The 19,955-nt window shown below is 46.5% G+C and carries 17 protein-coding genes; 10 read left to right on the top strand and 7 right to left on the bottom strand.

Going from position 1 to position 19,955, the window contains the following annotated elements; all coding sequences use genetic code 11:
* The first annotated feature begins 10 nt into the window (after positions 1–10).
* Positions 11–583, top strand: coding sequence for a hypothetical protein (locus tag L21SP3_RS02530; RefSeq protein WP_077539193.1), 573 nt, complete (start codon positions 11–13; stop codon positions 581–583).
* Between the two features lie 23 nt (positions 584–606).
* On the top strand, positions 607–1,593 hold the full coding sequence (gene galE / locus L21SP3_RS02525) for a UDP-glucose 4-epimerase GalE (protein ID WP_077539192.1): 987 nt from the start codon (positions 607–609) through the stop codon (positions 1,591–1,593).
* Between the two features lie 103 nt (positions 1,594–1,696).
* Here galE and adhE read toward each other — a convergent pair whose 3' ends face one another.
* On the bottom strand, positions 1,697–4,261 hold the full coding sequence (gene adhE, locus L21SP3_RS02520; RefSeq protein ID WP_077539191.1) for a bifunctional acetaldehyde-CoA/alcohol dehydrogenase: 2,565 nt from the start codon (positions 4,259–4,261) through the stop codon (positions 1,697–1,699).
* Positions 4,262–4,734: 473 nt separating this feature from the next.
* Here adhE and L21SP3_RS02515 point away from each other — a divergent pair, with 473 nt between their 5' ends.
* Entirely contained in the window at positions 4,735–5,430 is a 696-nt protein-coding gene (locus tag L21SP3_RS02515; RefSeq protein ID WP_077539190.1) for an ATP-binding protein, read from the top strand.
* A gap of 135 nt (positions 5,431–5,565) precedes the next feature.
* Here the strand turns inward: L21SP3_RS02515 and gloB are convergent, their stop codons facing one another.
* The 5 genes from gloB to cmk form a co-directional block, all read right to left on the bottom strand.
* The gene (gloB, locus tag L21SP3_RS02510; RefSeq protein ID WP_077539189.1) at positions 5,566–6,297 is read right to left on the bottom strand and encodes a hydroxyacylglutathione hydrolase; all 732 of its coding nucleotides are present in this window, start codon (positions 6,295–6,297) and stop codon (positions 5,566–5,568) included.
* 52 nt (positions 6,298–6,349) lie between these two features.
* Complete coding sequence (dapA, locus tag L21SP3_RS02505; protein WP_077539188.1) at positions 6,350–7,222, bottom strand: 4-hydroxy-tetrahydrodipicolinate synthase; 873 nt, start codon at positions 7,220–7,222, stop codon at positions 6,350–6,352.
* A 38-nt stretch (positions 7,223–7,260) separates the two neighbouring features.
* On the bottom strand, positions 7,261–7,968 hold the full coding sequence (locus L21SP3_RS02500; protein ID WP_077539187.1) for a pyridoxine 5'-phosphate synthase: 708 nt from the start codon (positions 7,966–7,968) through the stop codon (positions 7,261–7,263).
* 73 nt (positions 7,969–8,041) lie between these two features.
* Positions 8,042–8,719: a lysophospholipid acyltransferase family protein gene (locus L21SP3_RS02495; protein WP_077539186.1), complete on the bottom strand. Its 678-nt coding sequence runs from the start codon at positions 8,717–8,719 to the stop codon at positions 8,042–8,044.
* Positions 8,716–9,387, bottom strand: coding sequence for a (d)CMP kinase (gene cmk, locus L21SP3_RS02490; protein WP_077539185.1), 672 nt, complete (start codon positions 9,385–9,387; stop codon positions 8,716–8,718). The genes L21SP3_RS02495 and cmk overlap by 4 nt, the downstream gene beginning before the upstream one ends.
* 93 nt (positions 9,388–9,480) lie before the next feature.
* Here cmk and L21SP3_RS02485 point away from each other — a divergent pair, with 93 nt between their 5' ends.
* Together L21SP3_RS02485 and L21SP3_RS02480 are read left to right on the top strand one after the other, a co-directional pair.
* Positions 9,481–10,371, top strand: a complete 891-nt coding sequence (locus tag L21SP3_RS02485) for a cation diffusion facilitator family transporter (RefSeq protein WP_077539184.1) — start codon at positions 9,481–9,483, stop codon at positions 10,369–10,371.
* Complete coding sequence (locus tag L21SP3_RS02480) at positions 10,364–11,194, top strand: TIGR02757 family protein (protein ID WP_077539183.1); 831 nt, start codon at positions 10,364–10,366, stop codon at positions 11,192–11,194. Before L21SP3_RS02485 ends, L21SP3_RS02480 begins: the two co-directional genes overlap by 8 nt.
* Positions 11,195–11,198: 4 nt before the next feature.
* Here L21SP3_RS02480 and L21SP3_RS02475 read toward each other — a convergent pair whose 3' ends face one another.
* Entirely contained in the window at positions 11,199–11,966 is a 768-nt protein-coding gene (locus L21SP3_RS02475; RefSeq protein WP_077539182.1) for a MipA/OmpV family protein, read from the bottom strand.
* A 202-nt stretch (positions 11,967–12,168) separates the two neighbouring features.
* Between L21SP3_RS02475 and L21SP3_RS02470 the strand changes: the two genes are divergently transcribed.
* The 5 genes from L21SP3_RS02470 to L21SP3_RS02450 all read left to right on the top strand — a co-directional run bounded on the left by L21SP3_RS02470 (position 12,169) and on the right by L21SP3_RS02450 (position 19,921).
* Positions 12,169–14,361 carry a M60 family metallopeptidase gene (locus L21SP3_RS02470; protein WP_077539181.1) on the top strand — a complete coding sequence of 731 codons (2,193 nt, stop codon included), beginning with the start codon at positions 12,169–12,171 and terminating at the stop codon, positions 14,359–14,361.
* A 247-nt stretch (positions 14,362–14,608) separates the two neighbouring features.
* Positions 14,609–15,919: a DUF1015 domain-containing protein gene (locus L21SP3_RS02465; RefSeq protein WP_077539180.1), complete on the top strand. Its 1,311-nt coding sequence runs from the start codon at positions 14,609–14,611 to the stop codon at positions 15,917–15,919.
* A gap of 58 nt (positions 15,920–15,977) precedes the next feature.
* On the top strand, positions 15,978–17,069 hold the full coding sequence (locus L21SP3_RS02460; RefSeq protein ID WP_077539179.1) for a pyridoxal-phosphate-dependent aminotransferase family protein: 1,092 nt from the start codon (positions 15,978–15,980) through the stop codon (positions 17,067–17,069).
* 203 nt (positions 17,070–17,272) lie between these two features.
* Positions 17,273–18,370: a glycoside hydrolase family protein gene (locus L21SP3_RS02455; RefSeq protein ID WP_077539178.1), complete on the top strand. Its 1,098-nt coding sequence runs from the start codon at positions 17,273–17,275 to the stop codon at positions 18,368–18,370.
* A 138-nt stretch (positions 18,371–18,508) separates the two neighbouring features.
* On the top strand, positions 18,509–19,921 hold the full coding sequence (locus tag L21SP3_RS02450; RefSeq protein ID WP_123785111.1) for a S8 family peptidase: 1,413 nt from the start codon (positions 18,509–18,511) through the stop codon (positions 19,919–19,921).
* Positions 19,922–19,955: the final 34 nt, after the last annotated feature.

Below are 19,955 nucleotides of genomic sequence, written 5' to 3'. Positions count from 1 at the left end.
TGGATTTTTTATGAATTCAAAAAGCCTCAAACGAAGAGTAAAAGCTTTCCTGAAAGCCTGTACTGTTGCCTTGATTACAATCATTATATTTGCAGCTTCAGGCTGCTCGCAGGGTATAAAATTCGAAGAGCCAGCGGAAATGAACGAGGCGGCAGCGAAATACGACTCTCCCAGAGAAGAAGTTATGAACACAATAAGGGAAGAGCTCGAAGAAACGGGCTTTAAGATAGACAAGTTCGACACTGAAAAAGGCTACCTTCTCACAGCCCCCCTTCGGGGCGGACAGTTTTTCGAGATTTGGCGAAAAGACAATCAGACCCTCCATTCAGCAGCCTACAGCAGCATTCAAAGCATTGTTCGTATAGGTGAATTTGAGTTTGCAGAGGGAAGTGTCCAAGGCAATGTACTCGTTAAACAGCTAAGAATAGAAAAGGACTACGAAGGCCTAATCTCAGATATAAATGATGTATTCACGCAGCGAAGCGGGATGCTTGCAGGCCTTGAGCTGCCGGAAGAAGGCGTTGAATGGAGCATTGTAGGCAGGGATAAGGCCCTCGAGAAACGCATTTTAAATTGTTTTTAACCTTTTAGAGAACGGATAGATTTATGAATGTATTGGTATGCGGCGGAGCCGGCTATATAGGCAGTAATATGACAGCAATGCTCGCTGAAAACGGGCATAAGGCTTATGTTTACGATAATCTCAGCAAAGGGCATATTGAAGCGGTTGTACCCGAAGCGGAGTTTATCTATGGAGATCTGGCAGACTACGACAAGCTCGTTCGAGTTATTCGTGATAAAAAGATTGAAGCAGTAATGCACTTTGCAGCGTTTATTGAGGTTGGCGAGAGCGTTAAAGACCCTCTGGGCTACTACAACAACAACTTCTGCAACACTCACAATCTGCTCAGGGCAATGGACTTTATGGGCGTTAATAAATTCGTATTCAGCTCAACAGCGGCAACATACGGGATGCCTGATGAGGTGCCGATTGTTGAAACCCTTCCGAAAGAGCCTATAAATCCTTACGGCGAAAGCAAATGGGCAGTTGAAAGAATGTGCCACTTCCAAAGCCAGACAGGCCGGCTGAATTACGCTGCTCTGCGATACTTCAATGCCTGCGGAGCGGGAAGAGACAGCCAGCTCGGAGAAGACCACAAGCCCGAATCTCATCTTATTCCGCTAATCATTCAGGCCGCACTGGGGCAAAGAGAAGACATTAAAATTTTCGGCACAGACTACGATACCAAAGACGGAACCTGCGTTCGTGATTATATACATATTGAAGACCTCTGCTCTGCGCACCTTCTTGCTCTGGAAAAGCTCTCAACCGAAAGCGAAATTATTTTCAATCTGGGCAACGGAAACGGATATACAGTGCGAGAGGTTATTGGAACCGTGAAGAAGGTATCGGGTAAAGATTTCAAGGTAACCGAAACCGACCGCCGGCCCGGAGACCCTGCTGTTCTCACAGCAGATTCCACAAAGGCTCAAACACAGCTCGGCTGGAAACCGAAATGGACAAATCTCGAGGATATTGTAGAAACAGCTTGGAAATTCCACTCAGCCCGCCCCAGCGGCTACAGCGGCTGAGAGCTGTAAATCTTTTCAAAGCGCATAAGCAAAGCCCCGCCGATAAGCGGGGCTTTTTTGGTGGAGAATCTATTTTCTCTGAATCTTACGAATCAGTCTGCTGTTATTTGAAAGCAGAGCGATAAAGCTCTTCTATTTCGCTGATGAGCGGGTATCTCGGATTCGTTCCGGTACACTGATCATCAAATGCAGATTCACTGAGCTTCTGTATGCGGTTGTTGAAGTCTTTCTCGCTCACGCCGCAGTCAGAGATTGTTTCAGGGATGTCAACCGCCCTGCTGAGCTCTTTTATTTTAGCAATAAGCTTTTCGATCTTCTCGTCTTCGCTCTTTCCGCCAAGGCAGAGATAATCTGCAATCTTAGCATATCTCATCTTAGCCACCGGATGGGTGTACTGTGAGAATGCTGCCTGTTTTAGAGGCTTATCGGTTGCGTTATACCGGATCACGTGCGGTATAAGGATCGCATTTGCAACGCCGTGCGGAATATGGAACGCAGACCCGAGCTTGTGCGCCATAGAGTGGCAAAGGCCGAGGAATGCGTTGGCAAAGGCCATACCCGCCATAGTTGCAGCGTTGTGAACCTTTTCTCTAGCCTTTACGTTGGTATTGCCTTCGTTGTACGCAATAGGTAGATACTTGAACAGAATACGCAGACTCTCCATCGCGAGCCCGTTAGTATAGTCTGTAGCAGTAACCGCCGCGATCGCTTCGATTGCGTGGGTAACCGCATCAATCCCAGAGGCAGCAGTTAGGCCTTTTGGCATACTCATCACGAGGGCTGCATCTACAATCGCCATATCCGGCGTAAGCTCATAATCGGCAATCGGATACTTAATCCCCTCAGTATCGTCGGTGATAACTGAGAACGGAGTTACCTCAGAGCCTGTCCCGCTGGTAGTGGGAATTGCCACCATAGTTGCCTTCTTGCCCATCTCGGGGAATTTCACAATCCTCTTGCGTATATCCATAAACCGCATTGCAAGGTCTTTGAACTGGATATCGGGATACTCATACATCATCCACATAATCTTCGCAGCATCTATCGGAGACCCGCCTCCAAGAGCGATTACGGTATCTGGTTTGAAGCTGTTGAATACATCCAGCCCCCTGCGTACAGTAGAAAGATCTGGGTCCGGCTTTACATCGTAAAAGATTTCGCATTCAATCCCCAGCTTTTCCAGCACGCTTGTAACCTTATCGGTAATCCCCAGCTCAACAAGCGGCTTATCTGTAACAAGGACAGCCCGCTTATGGTCTGAGATTTCGCCAAGGGCCGTTTCAAGGCAGTTATATTTGAAGTAAACCTGAGGCGGCACTTTAAACCAGAGCATATTTTCTCTCCTCTCAGCAATAGTTTTTACGTTCAACAGATGCTTGACACCTACATTTTCACTGACACTGTTTCCGCCCCAGCTGCCGCAGCCGAGGGTTAGTGAAGGCTCGAGCTTGAAGTTGTACAGATCGCCTATCGCACCCTGAGAAGAAGGCATATTAACAAGCGTTCTGCCGGTTTTCATGCGCCTGCCGAACTGCTGTATCCTGTCTTGATTTGCAGGGTCTGTATAGAGCACAGAGGTATGCCCCATTCCACCGTACTGAACCATAGCCTCCGCCTTTTCAAGAGCCTCGGCGTAGTCTTTTGCCTTAAACATTCCGAGCACTGGAGAGAGCTTCTCGCGGCTGAAAGGTTCGCTGTCGCCGATTTTTTCTGCCTCTGCAACGAGAACCTTGGCATCCTCGTTTACCTTCACCCCGCCCATCTCGGCAATTTTGGCAGCCGGCTGGCCTACAATCTTCGTATTGAGCTTCCCGTCGATTACGATAGTATCAGCCATAAGCTTTTTGTCTTTTTTGCTCAGCAGATGAGCACCTCTAATCTCAAGCTCTTTTTTTACCTTATCGTAAACCTCTTCGCATACGATTATAGACTGCTCAGATGCACATATCAGCCCGTTATCAAAAGTCTTGCTCAAAAGCACAGAGCTCACTGTCATCTCGATATCGCAGGTTTCATCTATAACAACTGGAGTGTTACCGCTTCCCACGCCTATAGCAGGTTTACCGGAAGAATAGGCTGCTTTCACCATACCGCCCCCGCCAGTAGCGAGGATCATTGCGATATCAGGGTGGGTCATAAGCTCACGGCTCAGATCCACTGTGGGCTCTTCGATCCAGGCTATAAGCCCGTCAGGTGCGCCCGCAGAAACTGCCGCATTGAGAATTGTTTTGGCTGATTCCACAGTGCATTTCTTCGCTCGCGGGTGCGGGGAAAAGATAATGGCGTTTCTCGTTTTCAAAGCCAGCAGAGATTTGAATATTGCGGTAGATGTGGGGTTGGTGGTGGGGATGATCCCTCCGATTACACCCACCGGCTCTGCTACTTTAACAATACCGCTGTCTTCATCGCGTTCGATTATCCCGCAGGTTTTAGTGTCGCGGAATTTGTTGTAAACGAATTCGCTGGCAAAGTGGTTTTTGATAACTTTGTCTTCAAATACACCCATACCCGTTTCTTCAGCGGCCAGCTTGGCAAGCGGAATTCTCGCATCATTCGCCGCAACTGCTGCTTTGTGGAAGATCTTGTCAACCTTTTCCTGATCGAAGCCGGCAAACGTCTCCTGCGCCTTTTTGGCTTTAGTGATAATTTTGTTCAACGCTTCACTCATTCTATCTTCTTCCTTTCATAACTGCATAGTACAAATTGCATTGTAAAAATGATTAACATCTTATAAGTTTGATAATATCTTATCAATGATATGTTCGTACGCAACACTTTTTTGTTTGATATTTTTGCTTTATTGTTCATTTATTTCACAATACGCAAGCTGAAATGTTGTAGCATAAAGTCGTAAACTGTTGCATAGCAATGCTTTATATCAAATATAAATTAGATTATGGCTTTAAGAAAAATTTAAAAAATTTTCGTGTCAATTATTAACAAGATAAACCACATAACGTCTGCTTTGAAAATCTCAATGTTGGTGAAATATTTATTCAATGAATATTTAACTTTATGATTTTTCCAAAAATTCCTTTGAACAAAGGATTGGTATGAATAGTATGACTCTATATATGACCAAGTTAGTCATACTTTTTTGCTTAAGATTTAATTTAATTATTTGCTTTAAGAAAGAGTAATATGAGTGCAGCAAAAACAAAAATAGTTATAGACGAAGAAAAATGCATCGGCTGCGAGCAGTGCGTAAATGTATGCCAAGGCGGCGCTCTGGAGATGGTTGACGGTAAGGCCAAGCTTGTCCGCGAAGACTACTGCGACCATCTCGGACGCTGCATAGGCAAATGCCCGGCTGGTGCAATTACATTTGAAGAGGCGGAAGCAGAAGTAAATAATTCTGAGCACCCTAAAAATGAGCCTAAAAGCGGTGGCTGCCCTTCAATGCAGAATAAGAGGTTCTCTCAAAACCGTCCTAAGAACCCTTCACCTTCGCAAACAAATTCTGCCCTTGATGCATGGCCTATACAGCTGCACTTAATCCGCCCTGATGCTGAGCAGTTTGTAAATGCTGATGTTCTGATTGCTGCAAGCTGCACGGCTTTTTCTTTCGGAAGCTTTCATCAGTTTCTGCTCAAAGGCAAATCGCTGGCAATTGCCTGCCCGAAGCTCGACAGGACTGAGGGCTATGAGGAAAAACTGACCGAACTTTTCGCAGCCGCAGAGCCTCGCAGTGTAACGATTGCCCGAATGGAAGTGCCCTGCTGCAGCGGCCTTACCGCTTTAGTGGAAAAGGCAAGAGATGCTGCCGGAACAGGCACTGTTTTAAGAGAGGTAACAATCGGGCTTGAGGGAGAACTGCTCGGCGAGAGATATCTTTAGTTCAAATCACGGCGAGAAACTCGCATTAAAACAAGCAAGCAAATTGCAGTAAATGACAAATGCCTATCCGAGATTTTCAGCAGTGAGAAAAACTTTATATTTAATTAAGCCAATAATGAATGCAGGAGTATAGATTCAGCCAAAGCGGTTCTTCCTTTTCCTGAGAGCCTCGAAAACTTCAACGGAAGCTGCCCCTTGCATACCCAAAGCTGCCTTGACATCCTCCTCGCCTGCACGCATAAAGATGTTTGTCTGCTTTTCCTCGCTCACTGTTGAAGGTACAAGCCCAATTCCGTCGATATCGGCCTTCCTTGCCTTTTGAAGCCTCTGTTTGAGAAGCTCATTATCTGGCTGAACAGACAGTCCAAATCGGCAGTTCTCTGCAGTGTAATTATGGCCGGGACAAATCAGGGTATCTTCCGGGAGGGAAGCAATTTTTTCCAAAGACTGCCAAAGCGTTTTGGCTCTGCACTCAATAGGTCTCCCGCATCCGCCTATAAAGAGTGTGTCGCCGGTGAAAAGAATGTCAGGGCTGCCGTCCTGCCTCCTCAAGAGGATACAAATTGAGTCTTTAGTATGGCCAGGGGTAGGTATAACATCCACTCTGGTCTCAGGAAGCTGAGGGGGAGAGTCTAACTCGTCCGGAAAAATCCAGCTTTTAGTTTTTTTCCTGAGCTTGCCTATCCCGCCTGTATGGTCTAGATGGTGATGAGTTAGGAATATATACCGCAGACTCAGCCCGCAAGACTCAACAGCCTCGGAAACAGGGGCATAAGAGCCCGGGTCAACAACAAATGCCTCATCATCATTATATACATAGAGATAAATATAATTATCTCCGGACGTTAGAGTTATTACTCTCTCCATATAAAATGCCGCCGGAATAACAACTTTTACCAGAATATATTACTCTATTTTATCACAGAAGACCGTAATCGCTCAGAGCCTGCTTGAGCTTTGCGCAGCTTTCCTGATCGAGGTGTGTCATGGGCAGCCTGATCTCATCTTCAATCATACCGAGCATAGCCATAGCAGCCTTCACAGGTATCGGATTGGTAGAGAGGCCAAGCATAGATTTGCTCAGCTCAAAGAGCTTAAAGTGCCACTTTCTTGCGTTTATAAAATCGCCTTCCAGCACATAATCCATAAACCTCTTAACATCCTTCGGAACGATATTCGCCGCAACGCTTATAACGCCCTCACCTCCTACAGCACAAAGCGGTAGGGTGAGCGAATCGTCGCCTGATAGTATTGTAATATCGCAGAGCGATTTAATTTTGCTCGCCTGATCCATACTGCCTGTGGCTTCTTTGATTGCAGCCACATTCTTCAGCTCGCTGAGCTTTGCGACAGTTTCTGCGCTGAGCCCGCTGCCTCCGGTTCTGCCCGGAATATTGTACAGCACAACAGGCAGATCAACACCTTCTGCTATTGCTTCGAAATGCCTGTAAAGGCCTTCCTGTGTGGGCTTATTATAGTACGGGCAAACCTGAAGCGTAGCATCGGCTCCAACGCCTTCTGCAAATTCAGTGAGCTCTACAGCTTCCTGTGTGCTGTTTGCCCCTGCGCCTGCTATCACAGGCATCCTGCCTGCTGATTTTTTAACAACAAATTCGATTACCTTTTTATGCTCTTCATTTGAGAGCGTGGGAGATTCGCCTGTAGTTCCAACGGGAACAAGGCCGTCTGTGCCTGCCTCTGCGTGCATTTCTATCAGCTTCTCGAGGCACGAAAAATCTACCTGATTATCTTTAAAAGGAGTAACGAGGGCTACCATTGAACCTTTAAACATATTCTTCTCCATTAAGCTCTATTTTAAATAATTACCAATTACAGCAGGGCTGTCATATCCCGAACAGCCTTTTCCAAGCCGTAAATAACCGCCCTTGAAATTATGCTGTGCCCTATGTTCAGCTCGCTTATGCCTTCAACTGCCGAAACAGGGGCAACATTTCTGTATGTCAGCCCGTGGCCTGCGTGAACTGTAAGGCCAAGGCCTCGGGCATAATCAACGGATGCTCTGATTCTGTCAAGCTCACCGGACTTTTCAGCAAAAGATGCCTGAGCGTAAGGCCCGGTATGCAGCTCAACCGCCTCAAAGCCTAAATCCATAGCCGCCTTGATCTGATCCCTTTCGGGGATGACAAAAGCGCTGGCTGGAATATTTTTATCCGTAATTTTTTGAATTTGTTTTTGTATATTCTTGAAATTTCCCGCGCAGTCAAGCCCGCCTTCAGTGGTAAGCTCCTGCCTGCGTTCCGGGACAATCGTAACCTGATCGGGAACGAGCTCCAGAGCTGTCTCAACGATATCTTCCGCAATGGACATCTCGAGATTGAACAGCGCTGCAACTGTCTGCTTGAGCAGTCTTACATCCCTGTCGCATATATGCCTCCGGTCTTCTCGGAGGTGCGTTGTAATCCCGTTAGCCCCTGCAAGCTCGCAGATTGAAGCCGCCCAAACGGGATCAGGTTCGTCTGTGCCGCGTGCCTGACGAATTGTAGCCACGTGGTCTATATTTACGTTTAGCAATGCCATATATTCTCCAAGCCTTCAAAAATGATATTTTATTGAAAAAAAGAAAAAATGCAAGATACGGTGCATTATAAATTCAGCTAAGCGCCTCATAATCGAAAGGTTCTTTGCCCAGCTCAACCCTTGCGTCGTTCTGCATCTGCCTGATTTTATCGGTAAGCCATTTGGCAAAATTCTCCGCTCCCTGCTCCTTAATCTTCTCATAAGGTACAGGCTCGCCAATTTCCACCATAACCCTGCCGGAGAGATTCGGTTTGCTCTGTTTTTTCGGCCATATCTCATGAAGACCTTCTATAACAAACGGGATAACAGGAGCTTTTGTCTTTCTGGCAAGAAGCAGGAATCCCGGCTTAATCTCTGCAATACGTCCGTCGGGCGTTCTCGTGCCTTCGGGATAAATACAGGTTCCGTATCCCCTTTGCAGTATGTCTATCATAGTGCGCATTGCCTTAAGGTCGCTCTCGCCCCTTTTTACGGGTCTTGTATTCAGCTTCAAGAGGAGCTGACCGAAAAGGCCTTTGAAAAGCGTATCTCTTGCAAGAAAGAATATAACCCGCCACGTAAACATCACAGCGAGCATTGGGTCTAAGAAGCTCTGATGGTTTGAAACCATAATGAAGGCCCCCTTGTCGGGAAGATTTTCTTTGCCCTTCACCCGCACGCGATAAAAGATTCGCATAAATGCCGTGGTACTGAGCTTTGCAAGCCAATAAAAGAAAAAAGTTCTCTTAAAACGGACTCCGATATTATTCATATAATTTCCTTTACCGCTGAGAGCATTCTCTCTGTTACCTGTTCAGCACTGATATTGCTTGAATCAATGACTATCGCATCCTCCGGACAGACCAGCGGCGCAGCTTCTCGCGATTTATCTGCCAAGTCTCTTTTTTCAATAGCCTTCATCACATCCTGAATATCCACCCTCTGACCAGAAGCCTCCAGCTCAGCGGCTCTTCTCTGCGCGCGAATCTTAACGCCTGCATCAAGGTAAAATTTCACGTCCGCATCCGGAAACACTACCGAACCCTGATCCCTGCCTTCAGTTACCATATCCCCAGCCTTTTGAGCGAAGTCTCTCTGCATTTCAACCAAAAGGCGGCGTAAAACAACGCTTGAGGCGATTCGGCTTACAGAAGCAGTAACCTCAGGGCTTCGTATTTCTTTGGATATATCCCTTCGATCGAGAAAGACCTTGATCCCCTCGCTGGAGGGGGTGAATTCGAAATTCTGTCTGCCTGCAATCTCTGCAACGCCCTTTTCATCGCCGAGGTCCTGCCCTTCCTCAGCGGCAGCGTATGCCAGAGCGCGGTACATCGCTCCGGTATCCAGAAAGCTCCAGCCCAGCCTTCGGGCAAGCTCTCTTGAAACTGTGCTTTTCCCGCTTCCAGCGGGGCCGTCAATAGTAACTATTCTGCTTTTCAAAAAATGCTCCGGTGTCTCAGAAAGCCCCTAAGGCTTTGCTGAAGGTAATATTATTAGTTTTTCCAATATCGCAAAATCAATATAATAATAGCTATGAAAGGTAAAAATGCAATTGCAGAAATATATCGCGTTACCATCTGGGGGACAGCGGGAAACCTGCTGCTTTCGATCTGCAAGACAGCTGCGGGTTTAATCGGCGGCTCTGCTGCGGTGCTTACAGACGGTCTGCATTCTCTCAGCGACCTTGCAACTGACGGAGCAGTTTTCACGGGCACAAAACTCAGCGAAAAAGCACCCGATAAAATGCACCCATACGGGCACCGCTGGTGGGAAACGCTCAGCACCCTTGCAATCTCGCTTGTACTTTTTGCTGCTGGTGCGGGGGCTGTGGTTAAGTCATTCTCATCAGGGAAAGTGAGCAGCTTTGAGAGCCCTGCACTGGTTTATTCAGTTACGCTTTTTTCGATAGCGGTTAAGGAATTTCTTTTCCGTATAACCGAAAGTGCGGGGAGAAAGACCTCCAGCTCTGCTCTGCATGCAAATGCTTGGCATCACAGAAGCGATGCATTGAGCTCAATTGCAGTGCTTGCGGGGCTGATTATGACAAATATGGGCATTGCTTATGCCGACAGCATAGCGGCAGGCCTTGTTGGGCTTATGATTATAATCGCTTCTATGAAGCTGATCGGCGGGGTTTTCAGGGAATTTTCTAATACAGCAGCAGGAAGGCGGACACTTGAAACTGTTAGGCAAATCAGCAGAGAAGACCCGGATGTAGGCCAGATCCACAAACTGCGGTCAAGAAATATAGGCAGGGAAATCTTTCTCGATTTTCATATGCTCGTTGACCCTCAGATGAGCGTTCAAAAAGCCCACGAAATCACAGACCGCATCGAAAATAAGATTGCAGAAAGCCTCACTGTCCCGGTTAATATCACAATACACATTGAGCCTGACCTGGAGGATAAACGAAAAGATGAATAACACCGAGAAGCTGAAAGAAATCCTTGAAGGGCTCTATCAAAAATACAACACAGCAGAATTTATAAGCTCTGATCCGGTTATGTTTGTTCATCGCTACAGCGAGCGGGAAGATATGGAGATTGCGGCTTTTATTGCCTCCTCGCTTGCCTACGGACGGGTTGCGCAGGTGAAAAAGTCTGTGGATGATTTGCTTTCAAGGATGGGCAAAAGCCCGAGAGAATTTATTGATAGCTTCGACAGAAATCAAGCAGCTAAGCTTTCCGGCTTCAAACACAGATTCAATACTGGCAAAGATTTTGTTATGCTCTTCAATGCTTTCAAAGAACTTTTAGATGAATTCGGAAGCCTTGAAAACGCATTTAACCGCTGCACTGAAAAAAACGATCCGGATGTAATTCCGGCATTGACGAAATTCACGCATTTATTAAAGGAACGAGCCGGCGGGCATAAAACGAGGGGATTGGGCTATCTGCTTGCAAACCCCGGCTCCAATAGCCCGTGCAAAAGGCTGAATATGTTTCTCCGCTGGACAGTGCGTAACGACAGCGTTGACCCCGGGCCGTGGGAGAAAATCGGGGCGGAGAAGCTCATAATCCCTCTGGATACCCATCTCATAAGGCTTTGCAGGATTATCGGCCTGCATAAAAGCAAAAACCCTACAATGCAAACTGCAAAGGAAGTTACAGAAAAATTTGCCCTTATCTGCCCTGAGGACCCGGTTAAATACGATTTCGCGCTAAGCAGAATCGGGATCGTTGAAAACTGCAACGGCCGCGGCTGCGTATACTGCGGAACCTGCGAGCTCAGGGGATTCTGCGGCTGAGAGCTTAGAAGCTGTAGCTCACGCCCATCATCGTGCTTACAGAATAATCCCTGCCCACTATCGGGCTCTCTCGAACAGTATCATCTGCAAACTGAATTGATGCTGAACCGAAAACAGACCACTTCTCGCTGAGTGAATACTGAGCGAATACTGAGCCGTAAGGACTCACGCTGCCTGAAGGGGAATACTCAGGTCTGCTGCCATTTGCCTCGCCTTCAAGTACGCCGTAGTAGTAGCGGTTGTAGTTGTCGTCGTAAACATTGACCCCAAGCTTCGGGAGCACCATCAAATTGGCCTGCCTGAAAAGCCTGCCTGCGTATATATCTGCATAATAGCCCTGATGCTCTGAGAGCAGGTCGGCAAACGCCGAGACTCCAAGAACATATTTTCCTGCAGTAAATTTTGCTGCAAGACCGCCTTCAAGCGTTGAATCACGATCCAGACCCTCGAGTGCGTCGCTGTAGTATGTTTCGAAGGGCTCGCCGCGGTATTTGAACACCGCATCAAGCTGCATTGCCCTGCTTTTAGTGAATGTATATCCGAAGGAGCGGCCGCTGATGAACACATCGCCAAACTCGGCTGTTATCGCTGGAACAGGCTCCCCGCGGGTGTCTGTGCCTTTGTAGAGGTCTCGGTAAACCACGGCTCCAATACCCACAGAAACGTTGGAATCAGACAAAAAACCTTCCCAGTCTGCCATATCTGAGGAACGGTCCGTGGAGGCGAGGCCTGCAGAAACGCTTAGAATTAAAGCTGCAAATGTTAATCTCATAATATTCTCCTTAATTAATTTTTGAGATAAATCTAACAGATGCACCCTGCCTATGCAAGCGAAAAATGAAGATAAACAACAACCGCTGCTGAAAATCGGTTCTTTGCAGCGAGCCCTTGAGAAGTATAATGATGCGAATGGTTTAGAAATTACTGCTGGTTTACACCATTGAAATAAATCTTACATAAATGAAGGGTGTAATATGATTAAGAAAACAATAACGGCGTTTCTAATGCTCGCTGCAGTATGTATAGGCGGATACGGTGAACTGCTAAAGAAGGATTTTGCAAAACTCACCGAAAATGTTCAGGAGACAGCCTCGCCGGGTGTACCCGGACCTGTATGCATATTTCGTCCATATACGATTCCGATTTGCGTAAGCGGGAATTACGGCGGACAGAAGGCGGCAGCGGCGGCCGGCCGCACAAGGGAAGGCCGGTTTGTTTGCTTCGGACACGGAGGATACCTCAATCCTTCAGAGATTAAGAAGGCAGATACTTCTGTGCTTTTTGAGAACTGCGTTAAATGGCTTGCAGGAACGGAAGGCAGGGCAAAAGCTGCTGTTATCGGCAATAAGCCTCTGTGTAAGCTGTTTGAGGAATCTCATTACGATGCAAGGAACGTAAGCTTCTCAGACACCGACAAAATTATGGACTCCGACTTACTCGTTTTTGATGCAGGCGGGCTTAAAAAGCAGCATTTCAAGCTTTTGGATAAATACCTCAAAGACGGCAACGGGATTATGACCGCAATGCTGGGCTGGGGCTGGAAACAGGTTCACAGCGGCAAAGATCTTCGGGAAGAGTGCCCTGCCAATGATTTTTTCTCACAGTACGGTGTTGTATGGGCGGACGGGTATCTCGAGCCAAACAAAAATGGCTTCATGGATTCTCCAGACAAACTCAGAGAAAGCCTAAACAGCCTGCTTGCATTTGAACAGATGAAAAAGCTCAAAAAAAGCGATGACAAGCTGAAAATACGCCAGATTGGAGAATCTATTGAGCTTGCAGCTCTGTCCCTTCCAAGCGAAGAACCAACACTTATGCAGGACTTAAAGCGTATTGCCCGCTCACGTTCGGTAATACCAACAGGGGAAAATCCGGTTACTGCAAATGACGTTGCATCGAGGGCAGCGATTACGGTTTACAGCCGCAACATCGAGAATACCAAACCTGAACAGATAAAGCCTCATGCTTCCGCCAAAAAATTCCCCGGAGCAGTTAAAAATGATGCGCCAAGGGTAATTAAAGAAATTGAAATTGACCTTTCTGTTCCTCGGTGGCATTCAACAGGCCTTTACGCCCCTGCCGGGAAGGTTATAGAGGCTGATCTGACAGATGAGCTTGCGAAAAAAGGGCTGAACCTGAGGATAGGTTCGCATAAAGACAAGCTCTGGCACAAAGACGCCTGGAAAAGATTTCCTGATATAACCAGCAGCCTCAATCTCAGCTCCAATCAAACCAAAGCAGCCTCTGCCTTTGGAGGGCTTATATACATTGATGTGCCTGAAGGCCTGAAGGGCAAAGCAAATATAATGCTTAAAGGCGCTGTGCAGGCTCCATACTTCGAGCTTGGGAAAACAAACAACGAGCAATGGGAAGAAATTCGCAGAAGACCTGCCCCATGGGGCGAGCTTATGGGAAGAAACGTTGTTATAACCGTACCCTCAGAGAAACTAAGAAAGCTTGAAGACCCCTCTTCGCTGATGCAAAAATGGGATGAAGTTTTTGATGCCTGTGCGGAGCTCAGAGGCAGTCCGGCTCCAAGACTCAGCTGTGAGAGAATCGTTCCGGACGTGCAGATAAGCGCAGGCTATATGCATTCTGGATATCCGATAATGACCCAGTCTGACCAGTTCGATACTCTTGCCGATATCAACACGTTAAAAAACGGAAGCTGGGGGCTGTTTCACGAAATAGGTCATAACCACCAGCGAAAGGCTTGGACATTTTCCGGTGCCACTGAGGTTACCGTAAACATATTCACGGTTTACGTGTTTGATAAGGTATGCGGGATTGCCCCTATCGAGGGCAGAATGAACGCAAGGAAAAGACAGCAGCTCAAAAAGGAATTCAATGAAAACGGCGGAACATTTGCATATTGGAAGAAAAACCCGTTCGTAGGCCTTTTATGCTATTTAGAGCTTCAGGAGGAATTCGGCTGGGAACCTTATAAAAAGGTTTTCAGAAAGTATGAAAAAATGGACAGCAATGAGCTTCCTAAAAATGATTCTGAAAGGATAAACCGCTGGGTTCTTCTGTTCTCTCAAACTGTGAAAAAGAATTTAGTGCCGTTTTTCCGCGGCTGGGGATGGCCTGTCTCAGAAGAAACAGCAGGCAAACTCAAAAACCTGCCGGTTTGGCCGGAAATCGACTCAGAAAGCGGAGAAGAATAATACTCACCCCCCAAAAAAGAATTCTTTCTGACGCTGAAAACTAACATTATTTCACCTTGAATCAGCAAATATAATCATTATATTGACAGCTGATATATTTTACGACATGGGCAGTGTTTACAAGCCCGCAATTTTGTGATAAAATGTTACTTTTTACAAGAGCTTGGGTGCAGTTATACAAGCCGCACTATTAACAAGCTGCTTTTTTAGTGTATTTTTATTAATTCTAAGTAATCAGGTTTTATATATGGAAATTAAGGCATTTAAGGCTTATCGATTTAATCCGGAAATCGTCGGAACTGCCGGAGACTGCATAGCTCCTCCGTACGACGTAATCAAAGAACAGCTCCAGGAAGCCCTTTACAAGCAAAACGACTACAACATCGTTCGAATCATAAAGGGCAAACAGAGCGAACAGGACAGCGAAAACGACAACGTTTACACAAGAGCAAGAGATTACCTCAATTCTTGGATCGAAGAGAATGCCCTCAGGCAGGACGAGAAACCGAGCATATACGCCTACGTTCAAAAATTCGAAGCGGCAGGAGAAAATTTTGCCAGAAGCGGATTTATTGCGCTTGGCAGGCTTGCTGCTTTCGGCAAGGGCGTTCAGCCGCATGAGAAAACCCTCGACGGGCCAAAGGCAGACCGCCTCAATCTCACAAGGGCCTGCAAGGCTCAGTTTGGGCAGATTTTCATGCTCTACAACGACCCAGAGAAGGTAGTAGAAGAGATTATTGACAAATGCGTTCAGGGCGAGCCGCTAATAGAATTCTGCGATGAAGAAGGCGTTCAGCACAGCCTTTATTCAGTCGATGCAGACCAAGATATTGCTGCGGTTGCCTCTATGATGCAGGATAAGGATCCGGTAATAGCAGACGGGCATCACAGATATGAAACAGCCCTGAACTATTACAACGAATCCGGCGACCCAAACGCACAGTATCGTATGATGACGTTCGTCAATATGTATAATGAAGGGCTCGTTGTTCTGCCTACCCACAGGCTCGCGGGAGATATTGAAGGCTTCGATATCGGAAAGCTTATCACCGATCTGCGGGAGCAGTTTGAGATTGAGGAATTCGGCTTCTCAGACGATAGCGAAAAACAGGACGCAAAGGCGAGAATGTTCGAAGCTCTTGAACGTGATTTCCAGAGCGGCAAAAATTCCTTCGGCATATACGCAGCAGACAAGGCTTTCTATAAAATCATGCTCAAGGACATCAGCTTTATGGCAAGCTGTGCTCCAGAGCTCAGCGAGGCATCAAGAAGGCTCGATGTTACAATCCTGCACAGGCTTATTCTCGAGAATATTCTCGGCATCGGAGATGCACAGCTTGCAAGCCAGGCCAATCTGGAATATATTAAGGGAATAGGAAGCGCCGCAGATGATTCTATTTCAAGGGTGGATTCAGGCGAAAAGCAGGTTGTATTCTTTATGAACCCCACCCCTGTAAAGCAGGTTAGGGATGTGGCAGATGCCGGCGAGAAAATGCCGCAGAAATCCACTTTTTTCTACCCTAAAATATATACAGGGCTTACAATAAACAAGATATAACGGCAAAATCGCCCTGCATACTGCAGGGCAGATTTGAAATAATTAATAAGGAGAAATTATGACAGACTGGAAAAATCCTCCAAAACTATTCATTCCGGGGCCGGTACACTCTACTCCGGAAATCCTTGAGCAGCTCTCAAGGTACACCGTTGGCCACAGAGCCAAGGAATATTCTCAGCTCCACGGCGAGACAGCCGCAATGCTGAAGAAAGTTCTTTTTACAGACCAGAACGTATTTCTTTCCACCTCCAGCGGCTCGGGCGGCTGGGAATGCTCAATGAGGAACCTCGTTGGAGAAGGCGAGAAGGTTCTTTGCTGCATGTGCGGTGCATTCAGCGATAAATATGCCTCTGTAGCAAAGGGATGCGGCGTAGAATACGACGAGCTCAAGGTTGAGTGGGGCCGGGCTACAACAGCAGATATGATAGACAAAAAACTCGCTTCAGGCGAATATTCCGCTGTAACTTTCGTTTACAACGAGACAAGCACGGGCGTTACGAATCCGGTAGAAGAAATCTCTGTGATGATTAAGGAGAAGTATCCGGATGTGCTTATCTTTGTTGACTGCGTGAGCGCTATGGCTGCCCTTCCGCTAAAATTCGACGAGCTTGGGTGGGACTTCGCCTTTGCTTCTGTGCAGAAGGCATTTGCAATTCCGCCAGGGCTTGCAGTCTTTGCGGTAAGCGATAGAGCTATGCAGAAGGCAGAAACCGTTAAGAACCGCGGATACTACTTCGATCTCCTGCAGTTTGCTAAAACCGCCAAGAAAGACCAGACGCCTACAACCCCTGCTGTCCCGCAGATTATGGCTCTGAACTACCGCTGCCAGCTGCTTCTGGAAGAGGGCATGGAAAACGTTTGGGAAAGGCATCAGCAGATGGCCGATTTCGTCCGTGGATGGGCGAAAGAAAACTTCGCACTTTTCGCAGAAGATGAAAAGTTTGCCTCCAATACGCTCACTACCGTTAAGAATACAAGGGGCATTGATGTGGCTGCTGTGATAGAAGCCGTGAAAGAAAAGCATAATGCTGCCTTCGGCAACGGATATGGAAAGCTCAAACAGGAAACTTTCCGTATCGCGCACATGGGAGATATAACACTCGACGAGCTCAAAGATCTGCTCAGCTGGATTGATGATGAGATAAAGTAGGGCAAAGCGAAAACCCCTTTTAAGTTTATCAAAGCCTCGGGCAAACTGCTCGGGGCTTTTTTTTATGCTACATCAGGGCTATGGCTTAAGAAGGTTAATATTAACGGAATATTCTTGCGTTTTATTTGATTTTTTCGAAAAATTTTACTTCCTCATAACATTAAACTTAAAAGGATTATGAAATTCAATAGGAGATATCTGCAATGAAATACAAATGTACAAAAATTATTATTCTGGCCGTTATATTTGCCCCTATATGCGTATGCGGGCTTGCATCGAAGGCGAATCTTACTCAGCTGCCTAAACGAAAGATATTCAAGATTGTAAGCCAAGGAAGCAGAGTGGTTATCGAAAAAGGAGACCCGGGCACCGAAGACAATAAATACGGCTTCGAAGGCGGGAGAGTTGTGAGGATAGGCAAGGAATATCATCTCATAACAGCTGAAAGAGCCGGCGAGCCCAAGATTGTTAAGATGCGTCTTGCACACTGGAAAAGCAGAGACGGAATAAGCTGGGAAAGAGTTTCAACGCTGTATGAATCGAGCGGGGAATTCGAAGGGAAAGACCCCCGTGCAGCACTTTGGGGACCAATGCCTGTATTCGAAAAAAGCGAAAATCGCTGGTATCTGGTTTATGTTGCGTACAGGGCAAAACCTAACGACGAAACTGGCTGGTACCTCAATCACGAGGGGAAGATATGGCTCGCTAAATCTCAAAAGAAGGGAAGAAGCGGAATCGACGGGCCTTATGAAGACATTGGCATAATCCTGCAGCCCGATGAGAATTCCGGCCCATGGGAAGGGCTTCAGGGCACCGATTCATTTTTCCCCTATAAAATCGGCGATACGTGGTATGCTTTTTACGGAAGCGCGCAGACTCAGGCAGAGAGAAATATGGACTACCCTAAATGGTGCGTGGGGCTTGCAAAAGCAGACAGCCTTAAAGGGCCTTGGAAACGTATGAGCGAGAGAAACCCAATCAAACTGGACCCGCACTTTGCGGAGAATCCGGTAGTTACAAGGCTCAAAGACGGCAGATACGTCGCAATGGTTGATGGGGGAGGCGGAGGCTTCAAGTATTCAGTTTCTGATGACGGGCTCCACTGGTCCAGAGCCGTGAAGCTTCCGCTGGAGAAACACGGAAAGAAATGGTGGAGCGCTATGAGAACCCCGTTATGCCTTATCCCTGAAGGAGACGGGATATACACCGTTTTCCATACCGCCTACACCAGCAGCGAATTCGCAAATGTTGGGATGGCAAAGCTCAAACTCATTGAGGAAGAAATTGTTCCGGTTAAATAAAATTTTTGAATTTCGGGCTGTGAAATTTGGGAATATATGTTAAACTGTCTTTGATTGAAAAAATTTGCCCAGAATATATCGTATTTTGGTTTTTTCAAATTAAACATAAATGTATTTTTTAAGAAAAAGGTGTTTTTTTTGGCAAGAAAAATACTTATGACAGTATTCATCGCTGCGGCGTATGTGTATTCCAGCTCCTTTTTTTGTGAATACAGCGGTGAGCATATACTTGTAAAATTCCATCAGCATATCAAGCATTCAGAGCGTTTGGGTCTTATAGATTCTTTAGGCTGCATAATGGAGTCTCACAGCGAATACTCAGATTGCATGAGGGTTTGTTTACCGAAAGACTGCGAACCTGAACAAATGACCGCGGAGTTTTCTAAACATTCGCAAATGGTTGAATATGCTGAAAAAGACTACAACGTGAGAGGCTTCTTTGTTCCTAACGATTCATTCTACAGCTACCAGTGGCATTTTGACGGTGCCAACAGCGGAAGCATTCAAATTGAAAGTGCTTGGGAAATCCAGACAGGCAATCCTGAAACCATCATAGCTGTAATAGATACGGGAATAGCTTACGAAGATTATGATATTTACGCTCAGGCACCGGATTTAGCAGATACTCAGTTCGTCCAAGGGTACGATTTTGTGAACGATGACTTTCACCCTAATGATGACAATGGCCACGGAACGCATGTTGCCGGAACTATAGCGCAAAGCACAAATAACGGCCTTGGAGTAGCGGGCATCGCTTATAACTGCTCGATTATGCCTGTAAAAAGCCTTGGAGCAGAGAACGGCGGAAGCGTTTTGGATGTGGCAGACGGGATTATTTACGCAGCAATGAACGGTGCTGATGTTATAAATATGAGCTTAGGCAGCCCAGGAAACTCCACCGCTCTCAAACAGGCTTGCGAATATGCCTACCAGATGGGAGCGACGATTGTCTGCGCAGCGGGCAACGAATACAATGACGGCAACCCCGTGATTTACCCTGCGGCATACGATGATTACTGTATTGCTGTAGGTGCGGTGCGTTATGATGAGATGAGAGCAAATTATTCAAATACAGGCAGTTATGTTGATATTGCTGCACCGGGAGGCGATCTCGCTGTTGATCAGAATGGCGACGGTTTTGCCGACGGTATCCTTCAGCAGACATTCAGCAATTTTGATTTCACAGAGTTTCAGTATTATTTCTATCAAGGCACATCAATGGCTGCCCCTTGCGTTGCTGGAGTTGCGGGCCTGCTAAACTCAAACGGCATTTCAAATCCTGATAAAATAAGGTTAGCTGTTGAATCCACAGCAAAAGACCTCGGGACTTCAGGCAAAGATCCTGAATACGGTGCGGGGCTTTTGAACGCTTCAGCAGCGGTCAGTTTTTCAGTTATTGCAGATCTTACAGGAGATTTGGAAATAAACCAAGAGGATATATTTGTTTTCGCAGATTACTGGCTCACAAATTCACCTTCTGCCGATTTCGATATGAACGGGATTGTTGATTATATAGATTTTTCAGTGATAAGCTCAAACTGGCAGTTTTAATCACAATATATTCTTAAATTTGGAATAAAAATAA

Source organism: Sedimentisphaera cyanobacteriorum, assembly GCF_001997385.1.
Classification (GTDB): Bacteria; Planctomycetota; Phycisphaerae; order Sedimentisphaerales; family Sedimentisphaeraceae; genus Sedimentisphaera; species Sedimentisphaera cyanobacteriorum.
Note: the sequence above shows the minus strand (reverse complement) of the source record. Positions and strands in the feature narration are given on the sequence as shown.

Bases quoted from the DNA above. Each gene is read 5' to 3' on its own strand.
- dapA (WP_077539188.1), bottom strand. From the start codon at position 7,222: ATGTTTAAAGGTTCAATGGTAGCCCTCGTTACTCCTTTTAAAGATAAT.
- L21SP3_RS02530 (WP_077539193.1), top strand. From the start codon at position 11: ATGAATTCAAAAAGCCTCAAACGAAGAGTAAAAGCTTTCCTGAAAGCC.
- L21SP3_RS02500 (WP_077539187.1), bottom strand. From the start codon at position 7,968: ATGGCATTGCTAAACGTAAATATAGACCACGTGGCTACAATTCGTCAG.
- L21SP3_RS02475 (WP_077539182.1), bottom strand. From the start codon at position 11,966: ATGAGATTAACATTTGCAGCTTTAATTCTAAGCGTTTCTGCAGGCCTC.
- L21SP3_RS02485 (WP_077539184.1), top strand. From the start codon at position 9,481: ATGAAAGGTAAAAATGCAATTGCAGAAATATATCGCGTTACCATCTGG.
- L21SP3_RS02495 (WP_077539186.1), bottom strand. From the start codon at position 8,719: ATGAATAATATCGGAGTCCGTTTTAAGAGAACTTTTTTCTTTTATTGG.
- adhE (WP_077539191.1), bottom strand. From the start codon at position 4,261: ATGAGTGAAGCGTTGAACAAAATTATCACTAAAGCCAAAAAGGCGCAG.
- L21SP3_RS02465 (WP_077539180.1), top strand. From the start codon at position 14,609: ATGGAAATTAAGGCATTTAAGGCTTATCGATTTAATCCGGAAATCGTC.
- L21SP3_RS02455 (WP_077539178.1), top strand. From the start codon at position 17,273: ATGAAATACAAATGTACAAAAATTATTATTCTGGCCGTTATATTTGCC.
- L21SP3_RS02480 (WP_077539183.1), top strand. From the start codon at position 10,364: ATGAATAACACCGAGAAGCTGAAAGAAATCCTTGAAGGGCTCTATCAA.
- gloB (WP_077539189.1), bottom strand. From the start codon at position 6,297: ATGGAGAGAGTAATAACTCTAACGTCCGGAGATAATTATATTTATCTC.
- L21SP3_RS02460 (WP_077539179.1), top strand. From the start codon at position 15,978: ATGACAGACTGGAAAAATCCTCCAAAACTATTCATTCCGGGGCCGGTA.
- L21SP3_RS02470 (WP_077539181.1), top strand. From the start codon at position 12,169: ATGATTAAGAAAACAATAACGGCGTTTCTAATGCTCGCTGCAGTATGT.
- L21SP3_RS02515 (WP_077539190.1), top strand. From the start codon at position 4,735: ATGAGTGCAGCAAAAACAAAAATAGTTATAGACGAAGAAAAATGCATC.
- galE (WP_077539192.1), top strand. From the start codon at position 607: ATGAATGTATTGGTATGCGGCGGAGCCGGCTATATAGGCAGTAATATG.